Origin of the sequence: Shewanella sp. SM69, assembly GCF_025653985.1 — a bacterium.
Lineage (GTDB): Bacteria > Pseudomonadota > Gammaproteobacteria > Enterobacterales > Shewanellaceae > Shewanella > Shewanella oncorhynchi.
In genome coordinates, this window is record NZ_JAKKRV010000015.1 from 62,479 (window position 1) to 78,877 (window position 16,399).

General features: G+C 47.0%; 15 protein-coding genes. 6 read left to right on the forward strand and 9 right to left on the reverse strand.

Features of this window, described 5'->3' with window-relative positions:
• Window positions 1–25 precede the first annotated feature (25 nt).
• The gene (gene glnG / locus L5M37_RS18140; protein WP_006079736.1) at window positions 26–1,438 is read left to right on the forward strand and encodes a nitrogen regulation protein NR(I); all 1,413 of its coding nucleotides are present in this window, start codon (window positions 26–28) and stop codon (window positions 1,436–1,438) included.
• Window positions 1,439–1,583: 145 nt separating this feature from the next.
• Here the strand turns inward: glnG and L5M37_RS18145 are convergent, their stop codons facing one another.
• The 3 genes from L5M37_RS18145 to L5M37_RS18155 all read right to left on the reverse strand — a co-directional run bounded on the left by L5M37_RS18145 (window position 1,584) and on the right by L5M37_RS18155 (window position 3,947).
• Complete coding sequence (locus L5M37_RS18145) at window positions 1,584–2,141, reverse strand: porin family protein (RefSeq protein ID WP_263201475.1); 558 nt, start codon at window positions 2,139–2,141, stop codon at window positions 1,584–1,586.
• Between the two features lie 354 nt (window positions 2,142–2,495).
• Window positions 2,496–3,386 (reverse strand): cation diffusion facilitator family transporter, encoded by an 891-nt coding sequence (locus L5M37_RS18150; RefSeq protein ID WP_212600228.1) that lies wholly within the window; start codon window positions 3,384–3,386, stop codon window positions 2,496–2,498.
• 51 nt (window positions 3,387–3,437) lie between these two features.
• Window positions 3,438–3,947 (reverse strand): Spy/CpxP family protein refolding chaperone, encoded by a 510-nt coding sequence (locus L5M37_RS18155; protein ID WP_113941370.1) that lies wholly within the window; start codon window positions 3,945–3,947, stop codon window positions 3,438–3,440.
• Between the two features lie 284 nt (window positions 3,948–4,231).
• Here L5M37_RS18155 and L5M37_RS18160 point away from each other — a divergent pair, with 284 nt between their 5' ends.
• Both L5M37_RS18160 and L5M37_RS18165 read left to right on the forward strand, forming a co-directional pair.
• On the forward strand, window positions 4,232–4,918 hold the full coding sequence (locus L5M37_RS18160) for a response regulator (protein ID WP_105251061.1): 687 nt from the start codon (window positions 4,232–4,234) through the stop codon (window positions 4,916–4,918).
• A 14-nt stretch (window positions 4,919–4,932) separates the two neighbouring features.
• Window positions 4,933–6,282: an ATP-binding protein gene (locus tag L5M37_RS18165; RefSeq protein ID WP_263201525.1), complete on the forward strand. Its 1,350-nt coding sequence runs from the start codon at window positions 4,933–4,935 to the stop codon at window positions 6,280–6,282.
• Window positions 6,283–6,375: 93 nt separating this feature from the next.
• Here L5M37_RS18165 and L5M37_RS18170 read toward each other — a convergent pair whose 3' ends face one another.
• The 4 genes from L5M37_RS18170 to L5M37_RS18185 form a co-directional block, all read right to left on the reverse strand.
• Window positions 6,376–7,356: an MDR family oxidoreductase gene (locus L5M37_RS18170; RefSeq protein ID WP_263201476.1), complete on the reverse strand. Its 981-nt coding sequence runs from the start codon at window positions 7,354–7,356 to the stop codon at window positions 6,376–6,378.
• Between the two features lie 173 nt (window positions 7,357–7,529).
• Window positions 7,530–8,036, reverse strand: a complete 507-nt coding sequence (locus L5M37_RS18175) for an ankyrin repeat domain-containing protein (protein WP_219254959.1) — start codon at window positions 8,034–8,036, stop codon at window positions 7,530–7,532.
• 178 nt (window positions 8,037–8,214) lie between these two features.
• Window positions 8,215–9,735: a catalase gene (locus tag L5M37_RS18180; protein ID WP_113941374.1), complete on the reverse strand. Its 1,521-nt coding sequence runs from the start codon at window positions 9,733–9,735 to the stop codon at window positions 8,215–8,217.
• A 281-nt stretch (window positions 9,736–10,016) separates the two neighbouring features.
• Window positions 10,017–11,918 (reverse strand): sigma-54-dependent Fis family transcriptional regulator, encoded by a 1,902-nt coding sequence (locus L5M37_RS18185; RefSeq protein WP_263201477.1) that lies wholly within the window; start codon window positions 11,916–11,918, stop codon window positions 10,017–10,019.
• A 381-nt stretch (window positions 11,919–12,299) separates the two neighbouring features.
• Between L5M37_RS18185 and L5M37_RS18190 the strand changes: the two genes are divergently transcribed.
• Complete coding sequence (locus L5M37_RS18190; RefSeq protein ID WP_263201478.1) at window positions 12,300–13,820, forward strand: aldehyde dehydrogenase family protein; 1,521 nt, start codon at window positions 12,300–12,302, stop codon at window positions 13,818–13,820.
• Between the two features lie 166 nt (window positions 13,821–13,986).
• On the opposite strand, the gene L5M37_RS18195 is transcribed toward L5M37_RS18190, so the two are convergent.
• Both L5M37_RS18195 and L5M37_RS18200 read right to left on the reverse strand, forming a co-directional pair.
• A complete protein-coding gene (locus L5M37_RS18195; protein WP_263201479.1) occupies window positions 13,987–14,490 on the reverse strand; it encodes a hypothetical protein in 504 nt (167 codons plus the stop codon).
• Between the two features lie 83 nt (window positions 14,491–14,573).
• Window positions 14,574–15,038, reverse strand: a complete 465-nt coding sequence (locus L5M37_RS18200) for a DUF2809 domain-containing protein (RefSeq protein ID WP_263201480.1) — start codon at window positions 15,036–15,038, stop codon at window positions 14,574–14,576.
• A gap of 216 nt (window positions 15,039–15,254) precedes the next feature.
• On the opposite strand from L5M37_RS18200, the gene L5M37_RS18205 reads away from it, so the two are divergent.
• Window positions 15,255–15,842: a cytochrome b/b6 domain-containing protein gene (locus tag L5M37_RS18205; protein WP_263169661.1), complete on the forward strand. Its 588-nt coding sequence runs from the start codon at window positions 15,255–15,257 to the stop codon at window positions 15,840–15,842.
• A 53-nt stretch (window positions 15,843–15,895) separates the two neighbouring features.
• Window positions 15,896–16,342, forward strand: coding sequence for a DUF1924 domain-containing protein (locus tag L5M37_RS18210; protein WP_259524463.1), 447 nt, complete (start codon window positions 15,896–15,898; stop codon window positions 16,340–16,342).
• Window positions 16,343–16,399: the final 57 nt, after the last annotated feature.

A 16,399-nucleotide genomic window follows, 5' to 3' on the forward strand; every position in this document is an offset into this window, starting at 1 on the left:
TACCCATACCGTATGAGGAAGCAAGATGCGAATTAGTGAACAAGTGTGGATCCTCGACGATGACAGCTCGATACGCTGGGTACTCGAAAAGGCACTGCAAGGTGCTAAGCTCAGCACCGCCAGCTTTGCCGCCGCCGAATCCCTGTGGCAGGCATTAGAAATATCGCAACCGCACGTGATAGTGTCAGACATCCGTATGCCCGGCACGGATGGTTTAAGCCTGCTCGAACGATTGCAAGTGCATTATCCCCATATTCCCGTGATCATTATGACAGCGCACTCAGACTTAGACAGTGCAGTGAGTGCCTATCAAGCGGGCGCATTTGAGTATCTGCCTAAACCCTTCGACATCGATGAGGCTATCTCTCTGGTTGAGCGCGCACTTACCCATGCCACTGAACAGAGCCCTGCACCCGCGCAGGAAGCCCAAGTCAAAACACCCGAAATCATAGGTGAAGCGCCAGCGATGCAGGAAGTGTTTCGCGCCATAGGCAGGCTTTCACGATCATCAATCAGCGTGCTGATCAATGGCCAATCTGGGACGGGTAAAGAGTTAGTGGCTGGCGCGTTACACAAACACAGCCCACGTAAAGATAAACCGTTTATCGCGCTGAACATGGCTGCGATCCCTAAGGATTTAATCGAATCTGAGCTATTCGGCCACGAAAAAGGTGCCTTCACTGGCGCAGCCAATGTGCGCCAAGGTCGCTTCGAACAAGCAAACGGTGGCACGCTCTTTTTAGATGAAATCGGCGATATGCCGTTAGACGTACAAACACGGTTACTCAGAGTGCTCGCCGATGGCCAATTCTACCGCGTCGGAGGTCATAATGCGGTACAAGTCGATGTGCGTATCATAGCGGCGACCCACCAAGATCTTGAATTATTAGTACAAAAAGGTGGCTTTAGAGAGGACTTGTTCCATCGCCTCAACGTGATCCGCGTGCACTTGCCGCCACTATCACAAAGACGGGAGGACATTCCCCAGCTCGCTACCCATTTCCTCGCCTCTGCAGCAAAGGAAATTGGCGTGGAAACTAAGATCATGACCAAGGAGACTGCGGTAAAACTCTCCCAATTACCTTGGCCCGGTAATGTCCGACAACTCGAAAACACCTGTCGTTGGTTAACCGTAATGGCATCGGGGCAAGAAATTTTACCCCAAGATTTACCGCCAGAATTACTGAAAGACCCTGTGAGTGTCACCCACACGGCAAAAGGCAGCCAAGATTGGCAATCGGCACTGACTGAGTGGATAGACCAAAAACTCTCGGAAGGAAACAGCGATCTGTTAACTGAGGTGCAGCCCGCATTCGAACGCATACTGTTAGAAACTGCGCTGCGCCATACTCAAGGCCATAAACAGGAAGCGGCGAAACGTTTAGGCTGGGGACGAAATACCTTAACGCGGAAATTAAAAGAACTGTCGATGGATTGAGTAGATAAAATAACGTTACTACTCGTTATATCAATACAAGCTTATTCATAATCAAACAATAAAAAGGGATATCTTCACATCCCTTTTAATTTGAAATTCATTTCATTTTCATTGGCATGAATTAAATATGCCAAATCTAAAAAAATTAGAATTGATAATGCACACCTACAGCGAATTGCTTAATATCAGTGTCTATATCTTTTAATCCTAAATAGCTACGGTCTGCATCTAAATCGCCCGTAGTGACATCATAGCTTACACGGATATTTAAGTGTTCTGTTACGGCGGCATTAACGCCTACACCGTAAGTCCAACCAAAACCAGTAAAGTCTTCATCGTAACCATAGCCATCAACATTCACAGCCATAGATGCGATACCCACTTTGGCATAGGCAGAAAAAATATCATTAATTTGTGCAGTAAATTTAGGTGTGAAGCTTAATGCACCTGCACTAATATCAACATCCTTATCGCCTAAGTCACCAGTAGCAAACAGGTTAGCTTCTAAACCAAACCACTCATTGAAGTTATAGCCACCGTATACGCCTACACCAGTACCGGTTTCTGAACCATCAAAAGCATCAGCTGTGACTCTATTTAATGCACCACCCACATAAAATCCAGTAGTGTCGGTTGCTGCAGAGACTTGAGTGGCCGCTAATGCTGATAATAAAGAGATAGCAACAATTGATAATTTATTCATCATAATTCCCTAATGATTTAACGAAAGTATTAGATGGCGCGGATATTACAATAAGCAATTCAGAAGTGTCATGGTTTAAATTATCAAAATACAAATCATACAGCATTGATTCAGCTTGAGTCGGAAAATGGAAGTTATCGTTATTCGTTATGTAACAAAACCACATTTACTGTAAGTATTATTTTTTAAATTGAAACAACTAACGATTTTAACTTAGCACCCGCAACAATCCTATAAAACTTGCATATAGCCAACGGATGAGGGAACGACTTCTCACATCCAAACATATCAATCGAGTGGAATGATCCCATCTGTGACTTTGCTTCTGCATCCATGCCATAGCTTGCCCTTAATTTATGTTTCGTTTACATCAGGTTTAACCGGATCTTGGTGAATAATCACCTCAGCATCTTCGAAGGCGGCTTTGACTCTTATCCCTGTTGTATCAGCAATACTGTGGGCTTCATTCAAACTCAAATTGCCATCGAGTTCTAAATGAAATTGAATAAAAACAGTTTTGCCTGCTTGACGAGTGCGTAAATCATGCAGCCCTTGCACCCGTGGATCTTCCATCGCGATTTGCGTGATTTGCTGGCGAGTTTCTTCGTCTAGCTCTCTGTCTAACAAGGCTTGAATTGAGCGATAACCTAAGCCAAAGGCTTGATGACCAATATAAAATGCAATCATTACCGCAAATAAACCGTCAGCCCACCACCAACCGTATTGCGCTAATACTAGTGCCAACAATACCGCACCATTAAGGAATAAATCTGATTTATAGTGCAGCGAATCAGCTTCAACCACAGTACTTTTTGTCGCCGCTAATGCGCGTTTCTGCAACATGACTAAAGCTAACGTCATCACAATCGCTATGATAGAAACAACTACACCTATGGTGGCATTTTCAACCGGAACAGGTGTTAATAGACGCTCGCCACCATAGAAAAGTAATAAAAATGCGGAGCCCATAATAAAGGCAGATTGCGCTAGAGACGCTAACGGCTCAGCCTTACCATGGCCATATCTGTGGTCATGATCCGGCGGCACAAGCGCGTAACGAATGGCAATAAAATTGATAATAGAAGCGAGAGCATCGGCAAAGGAATCCGTCAAAGATGCCAACATACTGGCAGAGCCGGAATAAAGCCAAGCGAACATCTTGATAAGAATAAGGATCAAAGCGGTAGCCACGGAAGCGCGGCTAGCCAGTTTGACCCAAAAATCGTATTGGGAAGTTTGAGTCATAAGGGATCTATCTTGGGAAGCTATGACCCTATTGTATATCAGCTAAGACGCTTAACCGCGAGGTTCTTTACCAGCTTGTGCTTCAAATCGCGCTTTAAACTTAGCTTGCTGCTCTGGTGTCAGCAGATTAAATATTTGATTATGCAGCTTCATACGTTCAATGGCTTGAGTTTGACGCTGCTCTTGCTGCGCACTCATCAGTGCCTTTGCTTGTGTTTCATCAAAACTAGGCGCGGTAATTAAGGCCTGCATCTCAGTGCGATGTGCCAAACGTTCCTCTTTCGTTGGACGATTATCAGCGCGCGTGGCTTTCTGATCGGCAAACAACTTTTTGACGTCAGCTTTCTGGGCATCCGTTAAATCGAGCCCTTCAAACATACGATGCATGCCACCGTGGTCCATATGTCGGCCGCCATGTTCCATGCGGTCGCCTTTATGGAATTCAGATTTAGAGAAGTCGCAGCCAGCATCCTTAGGTGCAGCATTAACTGCCGTCGCGAAAACCGCAGAACTCGCTAGAATGGCAAACAGGCTCGCTTTCAAAGGTGATAATGTTTTCATAGTGTTAACCTCGATGGTTCAACTTTAATATGGCAAGTAATAAGACACAGTGACGACCCTTTTAAGCCGAATCACTTTCGACCCTTCCAGTCTAAACCCCTATATGTAAGTGAGGGCGTTGCCTGAGTAAATCACTGTAAAGTTGCGGCAATAACTCTATTCTTTACTTTGGCTTACATTGCTACACAGCAATTGACATCAAAACAGGTATACTCAGCCAAAGCGCTAAAAGTGTCTATGATAAACAGGCACATGAGGCCACATTACAGAGATTAAGGAACAGTATGAGTCGGATATTATTAATCGATGACGATCTGGGGTTATCTGAGCTACTAGGGCAACTGCTCGAGTTAGAAGGGTTTCAATTAACCTTGGCCTACGACGGTAAACAAGGTTTAGATCTGGCACTGACCGCAGATTACGATCTGATCCTACTCGATGTCATGCTACCTAAATTAAACGGTTTTGAAGTGCTACGCGCACTGCGCCAACATAAACAAACCCCAGTATTAATGCTGACCGCTCGCGGCGATGAAATCGATCGCGTAGTTGGGCTTGAAATCGGCGCCGATGATTATCTGCCAAAGCCGTTTAATGACAGAGAGTTAATCGCCCGTATCCGCGCCATTATTCGTCGTTCGAACTTAACAACCCAAGAAATCCATGCCGCGCCCGCCCAAGAGTTTGGCGATCTACGCTTAGATCCATCGCGCCAAGAAGCTTACTGTAATGAACAATTAATCATACTCACAGGCACTGAATTCACTCTGCTGCACACCCTAGCACTGCACGCTGGAGAGTTGATGAACAAGGAAGAGTTAAACGAGAAAGTGCTCGGCAAAAAACTCATGCCCTTCGATCGCAGCTTAGACATGCATTTATCGAATCTACGTAAAAAACTCCCCGAGCGTAGCGATGGTCGGCCAAGGGTGAAAACCATCCGTGGCAAAGGTTATATTTGGCTTCCATAACGGCGGTATCGACTGTGCCTAATCGTTTATTTATCAAATTATTGCTCGGATTTTGGCTTTGCAGCTCGTTAATCATTGCCTTAGTGGGTCTGTTACCATTGCTGCAACAAAATCACGACCGTGCGCCACTGCCACCTCACCTTGAAAAAGTCCTATCGACTATAGCTAAGCGCATTCAAGAAAACCCCGCCTTACTAGAATCCGATTTTCTTCGTCGCTGGGAAAGACATCGAGACATGGAAGGCAAGCCACTACGAGTTTATCTCGTCAACAGCCAGGGCCAAGTGATCAACACCCACAGGGTGAGTCGCGGTGTACGTAGCTTTATGCTGATGGCAGATGAAGAAAAACAACCAATTAGCCATCAGTTTAAAGATGAGCTGGTGTTTGGTCCCTATCAATTTAATCTGGGCGCTGAAACCTATTCACTTTATGGCCGCCTACCGGATAACCATCCACGGCCTTGGTTCTTTTTCTTCGCCGAAAATAAGTTATTAACCTTAAGTCTGGCGATTTTCCTTTCGGGATTATTATGTGGCTTGCTCGCGTGGCATTTAGGTAAGGCATTAAATTCACTTAAAAAGAGTGCTAATGCCCTCGCTGAGGGTGACTTAAGTCACCGAGTCGATAAGTCCACCACTCAGCGCAACGATGAAATTGGTCAGCTCGCCACGGCTTTTAACAGCATGGCCGACTCCATCGAAGCTATGGTTAATAATCAGCAGCGGCTCATGGGGGATATTTCCCATGAACTACGCACCCCATTGACGCGGCTACAGTTATCCCTAGCCCTCGCCCGTAAAAAAGGTCAGCAGACCACCGAAACGGAACGCATAGGTTATGAAGCTGAGCAACTCGAAAAGCTTATCAGTGAATTGTTAGAGCTCTCGCGGGTCAAGCTCAGCACTAACGAAACTAAGGTACATTTAGGCTTGGCAGAATCCCTGAGCCAAGTTTTAGACGATGCGGAATTTGAAGCAGAACAGCAAGGTAAAAGCATTACTATCGATATCGATGAAGAAATTGAGTTAGCGCATTTTCCTAAATCACTTTCCCGCGCGATTGAAAACCTGCTGCGTAACGCGATCCGTTATGCCGCAAGCGACATACACCTACAGGCGAGTGCGACAGCTGATCAAGTACAAGTTACCATAAAAGACGATGGTCCAGGCATAGATGCCGCCGAACTCGATGCCATTTTTAAACCTTTCTACCGCCCCGACTCGGCACGACAAAGAGAAAGCGGCGGCTGGGGACTTGGGCTGGCAATCACTGAAGCGGCGATTACCGCCCACAAAGGTAAGATTAAAGCCGAGAACCGTATACCAACGGGCCTTAAAGTGACGATTACACTGCCGAAATAGCCGATATGAAGAACCAGTACAGGAGGCTGAACTAATTAATCGTAATTGGCAACACCTCAGTGTTGCCATTGTGTTAAAACGTAGAAAACGAGATTATAGCTTAACTAATACACGTCCGGTAACTTGACCTTGGATAATTTTATTCGCGAAATCAGGCACCTCTGCCAATGATATCTGCTGGCAAGCTTGCTGATAAAAATGTTCGGGTAGTGCTTTAATCACAGCTTCCCACGCCGCTTTTCGTTTCTCGAATGGACAAGAAACGGAGTCGATTCCCAGTAGGCTCACACCCCGTAAAATAAACGGCATAACGGTTGTTGGTAATGCAAAACCTCCCGCTAAACCACAGATAGCGGCGGCGCCACCGTACTGCATTTGCGCTAATGCTTTGGCAAGGATCTTGTTGCCAACGGTATCGACCACACCCGCCCAGAGCTGCGCCTCAAGCGGCTTAGCATCTTGTTCAAGCTCACTGCGATCAATCACTTCTGCAGCACCAAGCTCCTTCAATAAAGGCGCATTCTGTTCAACTCGACCACTGCAGGCGACCACACGATAGCCAGCATTGGCGAGCAAAGTTACCGCCACAGAACCCACACCACCACTGGCACCTGTGACAAGAATATCCCCACTTTGCGGTGTTATCCCAGCCTGTTGCAGCGCTTGCACGCACAACATAGCCGTAAGCCCAGCCGTGCCTATCATCATGGATTTAGCGGCATCACAACCTTGCGGCATGGGCACCAGCCAGTCGGCTTTAACTCGCGCTTTTTGCGCCATACCACCCCAGTGGTTTTCGCCCACGCCCCAGCCCGTCAAAATCACCTGATCGCCAACTTGGTATCTTGCATCCGTCGATTCGCGCACCACGCCCGCAAAATCGATGCCTGGTACCATAGGAAACTGGCGAATGATTTTGCCAGCACCCGTCACAGCTAAACCATCTTTATAATTCAGCGAGGAATAGGCGACATCAACCAAGACTTCCCCTTCTGGTAAATCAGCGTCTGTGATTTGTGAAACTTGAGCAAACGTACGTTTATCTTCTTGCGTCAGTAGTAAGGCATCAAACATAAATCGCTCTCCGAAGGCCAAACCGTATTAAACGATATTCAAAAAGTTACCATAAAAGGCATAGACATCATTAACAAGCAGACTTATTGCTAATAGTAAATGCTGAGATCTAAACAGATTAAAGATAATGACCCAGAGTGATCGAGCGCAAGAGATGGCAAGATCTAGCGTCTTTATTGCTTTAAACTCGCCTGCTGTAAAGCGCCACTTTGACCCCAGTAGCGGGCAAACTCAGTCAAGGTCATTCCGGCATTATTCGTTAGGCTCGCATCGCATTCTTTCGCGTATAGCCGCTTTACGATATTGAATTCGGCCTTAATCACAGCGCCCATCATTGCCGTATTACCACGCTTATCTTGCAAACAAGCATTAGCACCATGCTCAAGCAATAAATCCGTTACAGCCTCTTGGCCGTTATAAGCCGCCACCATTAGCGCGGTATAGGTTTGACTATTTCTCTGATCAATAGGGAAGCCCGCATCGAGAAAATGCTCAAGCACTGTGATATCGCCGGTACGCGCTGCTGCAAAAAAATAGTCCACCAGCAATTGTACTTGTGCGGTATCGGGCTCGTCCGTTTGACTCACAGTTGCGGGTGTCTGAGCCGAACCTGCCCCCATTGCCACCGACATACTCAGGGCCACAATAATCAATAATAAGATAGCAATAGTGTGTTTCATCAATGGCTCCCAGCACAGCTAAAATAGAGATTTAAACAATAAGATGTGACGAAATGCCCGCAAGACGCCCTCTTAAACTGGGCAGAAAAGAGCTTGTTTACGTCTTGCGGGACTTACTGGGTTCGGACTGTTAACGCGCAAATCTCTGCGACCAAAACAGTCCTAAAAAATAACAACATCAGATTGAACGCTGTTTAACGTCAGCCAGATCACCCTTTACGGCCTTGGTTAAACGCTCACCAAACTCTGGGTCTGCACGATAAAAGTGACTGAGCATCTGATGTTTCACATTGGTATCGTTCACTTTGCCTAAGTCACCGGCCAAGTTAGTGATCAGATCTGCTCTATCTTGCTTGCTCAAGCTGCGATAAAAGACGCCCGCTTGGCTAAAGTTATCCTGCTTGCTAATAGCCGTCTGTTGCACAGTCCCCGTCAGCGCAGTTGTTACCGCACGATAACGATTATCTTCGGCCAAGGCTAAATGTACGCTCGGTTGATAGTTCACATCGGACTGGGTATGCCCCATATTGCCCGCACCTTCTTGGTTGTGGTTTGCCACCGCCACTAAGGGTTTATTAATCGGCAATTGCGACAAATTCGCGCCGAGTCGATACAGCTGAGTATCGGCGTAGGAGAACATGCGGCCTTGCAGTAATCTGTCTTCCGAAGGCTCAATCCCTGGGATCAAATTCGATGGCGCAAATGCCGCTTGCTCAGTCTCTTGGAAGAAGTTTGCAGGCATGCGGTTCAGCGTCATAGTGCCCACTTTTTGTTCTGGCACATCTAGCCACACCTTAGTGGCATCTAACGGGTTGTAATCAAACTTATTAAGCTCAGTCGGGTCGAGTAATTGAACGTACAGATCCCACTTAGGATAGTTACCCTTGTTGATCTCACTATAAAGATCATCAGTTAAATGGTTAAAGTTTTGCCCTTGGACTTTAACCACTTCATCGGGACGTAAGCCTTTAACACCTTGCAGACTCTTCCAGTTAAATTTCACGTATTTAACTTGGTTATCTCGATTCACAAATTTGTACGCATGCACACCGAAACCGTCCATTTCACGATAACTGGCAGGTACACCTAAGTTACTGTAAACCTGAGTCAACATATGGGTTGAACCCGCTTCGTGACTGAAAAAATCGAAGAAACGATTCGGATCTTGCATATTGGTCACTGGCGATGGTTTGAGTGAATGCACCATGTCAGGAAACTTGATCGCATCGCGAATGAAGAATACGGGTAAGTTATTACCCACTAAGTCCCAGTTACCTTGGTCCGAATAAAATTTGGTCGCAAACCCTCGGGGATCACGCAGCGTTTCTGGCGAACCTTTCGAGTGGATCACGGTAGAAAAGCGCACAAATACGGGCGTCACTTTACCTTTTTGTGCAAAGGGTGCCGCTTGGGTTAGGTTACTAAAATCGCCACTCGATACAAACTCACCATGTACACCAGTGCCTCTGGCGTGGACGACACGCTCAGGAATACGTTCACGGGCAAAGCGTTGTAGCTTCTGGATAAGCTGTACATCTTGCAATAACACGCTGCCATTACTGCCCGCGGTGGTCGAGTTTTGGTTATCACCCACAGGTGCACCATTGTCACGTGTCAGGGTATTTGTTGGTAAAGTTTGAGCCTGTACATTCAATGTCAGACCCATAGAAATAATTAAAAGGCTTTTAGTAAGATGCATAACAGTTCCTCTTCTATGCATAACGCCAAGCTCTTTTCTGCCTGCCCGCAGTATAGTTCTGAATTTGTAATTAGAAGAAACGATCTTTATCGATTATACGAATCAATAAAACCTATTAGACATAAATTGGCAACAACAAAAAGTCACATTGTCAGATACTGAAGCTAAAGATTGTGGACTAAAACCTCTCGGTTTTAGTCTATTGCGAAGTGGATAAACGTGGGTGATTAAGAGATATTTGGCGATTGATTGAGCTTCGTAACAAGAGCCGTAAGCTAATATTAATCCTTAAGCCCCATCTGTTTTAATCGCCGGTACAAGGCATTACGGCTGATCCCTAAACGCTTAGCGCATTGGCTCACATTGCCATTACAGGCTTGGTATGCCTGCAACACATTGCTATAAATCGCTTCATTTAGGGAATCCGATTGAACCTTTGTGACATTCGGCTCCACAGCGAACTTACCACTTAGCAGGGGTGATGCAGAACGTTGACGGCTTACCTCTTTAAATTCATCACATAAAGATGCAGCTTGTAACAGGTCTCCTTTTAATGGCTCGCATGTGAGTCTGGCCGCCAGATAATCGGGTAAATGTTGCCAATTGAGGGTATTGTCTCCTTCTGCCATCAAGCAAGCGACTTGCATGAGGTTATCCAGCTCACGCAAATTCCCCGGCCAGTCGTATTGCATCATTTTCCCTAACAGTTCTGGGCAGATATCCTGCGCGGCGATACGATGTTTACGATGCAATTTATGGATAATGCGCTCGATATCCTGCCGCTCACGCAGCGCTGGTAAACGTACCTGCAGACCATTTAATCGATAGAATAAATCCTGCCGAAACAGCCCCTGCGCCACTTGTTGCTCTAAATCCATATGGGTCGCGGCAATGATTTGGATGTCGACTTTAAAACTTTGATTACTGCCAACGGGTACCACTTCGCGCTCTTGCAATACTCTGAGTAAACGACTCTGGGCCGCCAGCGGCATTTCACCAATCTCATCTAAAAACAAAAAACCGCCGTGGGCTTGGCGAATTTTGCCGATAAATCCAGTGCGGTTCGCCCCAGTAAAAGCGCCTGCCTGATAACCAAAAAGTTCTGATTCGACTAATTCAGCGGGCAATGCGGCGCAGTTCACTGCCACTAAAGGCTTGGTGCGACGCGCACTCTGGGCATGGAGCTTTTTAACAAACTGCTCTTTACCGACGCCGGTTTCACCAAGCACTAACAGCGGAATTTGTTTAGTGATCACCTTATTGGCATGTTGCCATGCGCGCTCAAGTTGAGGATCGCGAAACCGCACGCCCAGTTGAGTGAGCGATTTATTGCTCATCGCCACCCGACTCTTGATGCTAGGAATATTTAAGGATTGAGTCTGTAGATGTAAGTCTAAATGCTGATTAAAGCCACCCGCACGGCTCCAATTATCACCTAAGTACTGCTCGACGGCATCGCCTACCTTGGCATGATTAAGCAATTGTTTCGCCATGGGATTACAACCCACGATGCGACCATCGCTATCGGCAATCACTATGCCCTGCCAACCCGAATTCAACAGGTTTGGCTGCGCTGCTAAATCGATTCGATAATGACTATCGGGCAGATGGCACAAAAGCGCGGTCTCGACCTGCTGCGCCAAACTGGACACTAACATCAGCGTCTGCTGGGTGTGCCTTTGCTGCTCGCTGGTGATATCAATCACCCCGAGCATCTCACCTTGGGGGGAAAATATCGGGCAAGCAGTGCAACTCATAAAACGGTTCTGGCGAATAAAATGCTGCTCACCCACCACGGATACCGCTTGTTTGGCCGTAAGCGCCGTCCCTATCGCATTAGTGCCCTTATGCTGCTCAAGCCAATTCACCCCAATATCCAGAGCTACATCCGCCAGTTTTGTGGAGTAACGGCTCACGCCCCAATGCCTAAGTACATAACCCTCGGCATCGGAGAGCAGGAGTCGGCTATTAGAATGCGCCATCAACTGATTAAACAAAGGCAAGGCATGGGATTGCACTAATGTGATGAGCATTTGATATTGCTCATGTTTCTGCTTTAGTTCGCAGGCATCGAGCCTAAGATCTTGGGGTAACTGAAATTCTGACAAGCCAGCGCCAATGCTGCGCTGCCATGAATCGGCCAACCACGCTTGTGTCGATGGTAAATGCGGTTTAACTGCCATAGCCGTGCTCCCCAGAGCTGTGTTCCGTTTCGGCACAATTGCTGTGTGCCACTCAATGACAAAGTAACCACAGGACACACTTCTCTCCCTGAGTACCCATACTTATTCAAATCTGCAAAATTAGCTTTTCATCATACTGTTAGCACAACAAGTGTACAACTCCTGCCAGTTTGGCACTCTCCTTGCGATGCACCCTTGGTATGCAAGCCTCAGGTGTTGCATAAGAGAACACTAAGCCAATCAATAGGATTGGCTTAAAGCAAAACGAAAAATATTTAAAAAGGCATCCAGCAGAGATGCATCAACAAGACTCCCTTGCTGAAGCCAAGAGCGTAAAAATCGCCAACGCCCAGCATGCCATCCACAAGAAGGAATGATTCTATGATTTATGCTCAACCCGGAACCGCAGGCGCAATCGTTAACTTCAAAGAAAAATACGCCAACTTTATCGGCGGAAAATGGGTCGCCCCAGTCAATGGCAAATACTTCGACAATCGCTCACCCGTGAATGGCCAAAATTTTTGCCAAATCCCACGCTCCGACGCCCAAGATATTGAATTAGCATTAGATGCTGCCCACGCAGCCAAAGACGCTTGGGGTAAAACCTCAGTCACCGAGCGCTCAAACCTGTTACTGCGCATTGCCGATCGCGTCGAGCAAAATCTCGAATACTTAGCCGTTGCCGAAACCTGGGAAAACGGTAAAGCGGTGCGTGAAACCTTAAATGCCGACTTGCCCTTATTCGTCGATCACTTCCGCTACTTTGCCGGTTGTATCCGCGCGCAGGAAGGCAGTGCCGCCGATATCGATGGCAACACAGTCAGTTATCACTTCCCAGAGCCTTTAGGCGTGGTCGGCCAGATCATTCCTTGGAACTTCCCACTCTTGATGGCGGCATGGAAAATCGCCCCTGCGCTAGCGGCGGGTAACTGTGTAGTACTCAAGCCTGCGGAGCAGACGCCGGTATCGATTCTGGTCTTGCTCGAACTGATTGAAGACCTATTACCCGCGGGTATTCTTAACGTAGTCAACGGCTTTGGTGCCGAAGCGGGACAAGCACTGGCCACCAGCAAACGCATCGCTAAATTGGCCTTTACGGGCTCCACCGAAATTGGCTATCACATTTTAAAATGCGCCGCCGAATCCTTAATTCCATCGACCGTTGAGCTTGGCGGTAAGTCGCCTAACGTGTTTTTTGCCGATGTGATGGACCATGAGGACGAATATTTAAATAAAGCCGTCGAAGGTATGTTGCTGGCCTTCTTTAACCAAGGTGAAGTCTGTACTTGCCCATCTCGGGTGCTAGTCCAAGAATCGATTTTTGATCGCTTTATCGAAAAAGTGCTCGCCCGTGCGCAAACCATTAAGCAAGGCGATCCCTTAGATACCGACACTCAAGTCGGCGCTCAAGCCTCTAAAGAGCAATTCGATAAAATCTTAAGTTACTTAGCCATAGGTAAGGCTGAAGGTGCAGAAGTACTATTGGGCGGCACACTTTGCCAACTCGATGGCGGTCAAAGCGAAGGTTATTATATCAGCCCGACGATTATGAAAGGCCACAATAAGATGCGTATCTTCCAAGAAGAGATCTTCGGCCCCGTCATTTCGGTCACCACTTTTAAAGATGAAGCCGAAGCCTTAGCGATCGCGAACGATACTGAGTACGGCCTAGGTGCTGGCGTGTGGACACGTGATATGAACACGGCTCAACGTATGGGGCGTGGCATTCAAGCTGGTCGAGTGTGGATTAACTGTTACCACGCCTATCCTGCCCATGCCGCCTTTGGTGGTTACAAAAAATCCGGCATTGGCCGCGAAACCCATAAGATGATGCTCAACCATTATCAAAATACCAAGAATCTCTTGGTGAGTTACGATGTGAATCCTTTAGGTTTCTTCTAAGGTTTTGGGGCTCAAACAAGCTGATGTGAGGAAGCTTTTATTTAGGTTTTTAAACGTCTTTGCAAGCAAGCTTATAACACTTTCCGCATGAGTAATCGATACAAGTGATAAACATGAAAGGGCGAATAGCCCTTTCTTTTTTAACTGAATTTAATTCAAACCTCACTCAGTTTATATTATCAATCCGCGCTAAACGCTGGGCTAATTCAGCAAGAGAGGAGGCTGTTTGTGGATCGCTTTGGGGATCGACAACTTCAACCAGTTTAAGTTTTGGCTGAAAAGGTAACCAAGAACTGCCCGTTGTCATCACTAAATCCAGCACAAACTGACCGTAATAGTACAACCTCAGTCGGTTATCTGTCATAGGCCAATGGGCATAAAGCAGAAAAGAATCGTACATTTGCGCCAAAGAGGTTGTCGCAATGAGCTTAAACCCTTCATCAAGCAGACTAAACTCGGTCGATTCTTCGAAGGGACAATCGAAAGAAGTGATGACCAAATACCCCAAGGTTTTATTGGATAAAACGCAGTGATATTGGCCTTCAATCACTAAGCCAGCAATAAAGGTATGAGTAGGTTGACCATTGAAATACAGAGGCATTTTCAGTGGATTAGGCTCAAACCCATCGGCATGCTCTGTTAGCAGTGAAAACCCCGTTATCGGCTGCATCCCTTACCCCACTTATCTCGTCTACCTATCTCGCCTACTTATCCGCGAAAACACACGTCACGCGGCTCTTGCGGATTCAAATACTAGGACTGGCGGCTTTTCCAATAACAGCCCACTAAGATCAAGTAACCGACAAAATACGCCACGAGATCGAGTGGATCAAAATGGCTACCTATCACTATTCGCGCCAAGCGATTTCCGCCCAAGCCTAGCTTGTCGACTAAACCCCAATACTGACCAAACTCGATAGCAAAGGCAAACAGCAATACCGCAAACGCCAGCCAAGGAGTTTGAAAAAAGCGTTTAATACCCTCGTCTGTGTTTTGTGCTAGGGGCTTTTCTACTGGGCTGGCAACCGGAACGACAGCCCGCACCATGCAAAACAGTAAGATCACCACCAATACATCGCCCACAAAACCACGAATAAAACCCGCAGGTGCATATAAGGCGATTAAGACTTCGGTCAAAAATAATAAAACGGCATAAATACAAAAGGATTTACGACTCGGATTGCGGCTGATGAAAGCGCGAATAACGGCGGTAGACATAAATAAGTTAATCCCTTCACTCGGTTGAGATGGCAGAATTTACCGTAATACCAATAGGTTAACAAGTGAGTTTTCGTTGACATTTAAGGCTCACCACCCAAGCAAGCGCACCACTCACCCCCACCAATTCGATAAATGTTCGCCCCTCAAAATTTAAGCGAGGTTTAAGTTTGGGTTAAGTAGCCTACACCTAAACCCACTTAGGAGCGTCACACCATGTCATCAAACACACTGCAAACCATCAAAGTCTGGGACCTGTTGATCCGCATATTCCATTGGTCTCTCGTCGGCTTTTTCACCTTAGCCTACCTCACTGAAGGCGAAGACGAGTGGATGACCATCCACAGTTACGCAGGTTACAGCGTCTTAATTTTACTGGTGTTTCGTCTGCTGTGGGGCGTGATTGGTACCCACTATGCGCGCTTTAGCAACTTTATCACTCGCCCTAAAGAAGTGCTGGTGTACCTCAAAGGGCTCATCACAGGCAAAGCCAAAGACTACATAGGCCATAACCCCGCTGGAGCAATGATGATAGTGGCCTTGATTGCCAGCATCGCCATCACGGGATTCTCAGGCATGGCACTGTACGCCACCGACGGACACGGCCCATTAGCCACAAGCTTTTTCGCCACTTGGCCCGAAGGCGCCATAAAAGAAGTCCATGAATTCTTTGCCAACTTCACAGTGTTCCTTGTGGTCATCCATGTTGGCGGCGTCATCGTCAGCAGCCTGCTACACAAAGAAAACTTAGTCAGAGCCATGGTCACGGGCAAGAAACAACGCCCAGTGGAACAAGAAGATTAATCCATTAGCCATTTTGCTTAGCAACAAGACATCCAGCCCAAAAGGAATGCCCTATGAACAGTTTCACCAGACACACGAATAAAAGTCGCCTTGCTATCGTCGCGATTTCCACCTTGCTGCTGACTAGCCTCAGCGTTAGCGCCGCCAACAGTAAAGTGCAAAGCCTGCCACTGAGCGCCGAGCGTATTGGCACGCAGCTGCAAAGTTATCAAGCCCAAGGCGCTGGACCCTTTACCGCAGCCGCAGGACAAAAGCTTTGGTTACAGGACATGGACGGTCGTAGCTGCGCCAGTTGCCATACCGCCAAAGTCACCGACATGGGGATGCACCAAAACACCCGTAAACCCATTGACCCAATGGCGCCGTCGATTACCGCAGATCGGTTAACCGACTCAGCCAAAATCGAGAAATGGTTTACCCGTAACTGTAACTGGACCTTTAAACGCGACTGCACGCCACAGGAAAAAGGCGATGCCTTACTCTGGTTAAGCCTGCAATAACCACCAAATTTCGACCTTATAACTCATTCAATTAGATCAATTAATTTCAATACCTTC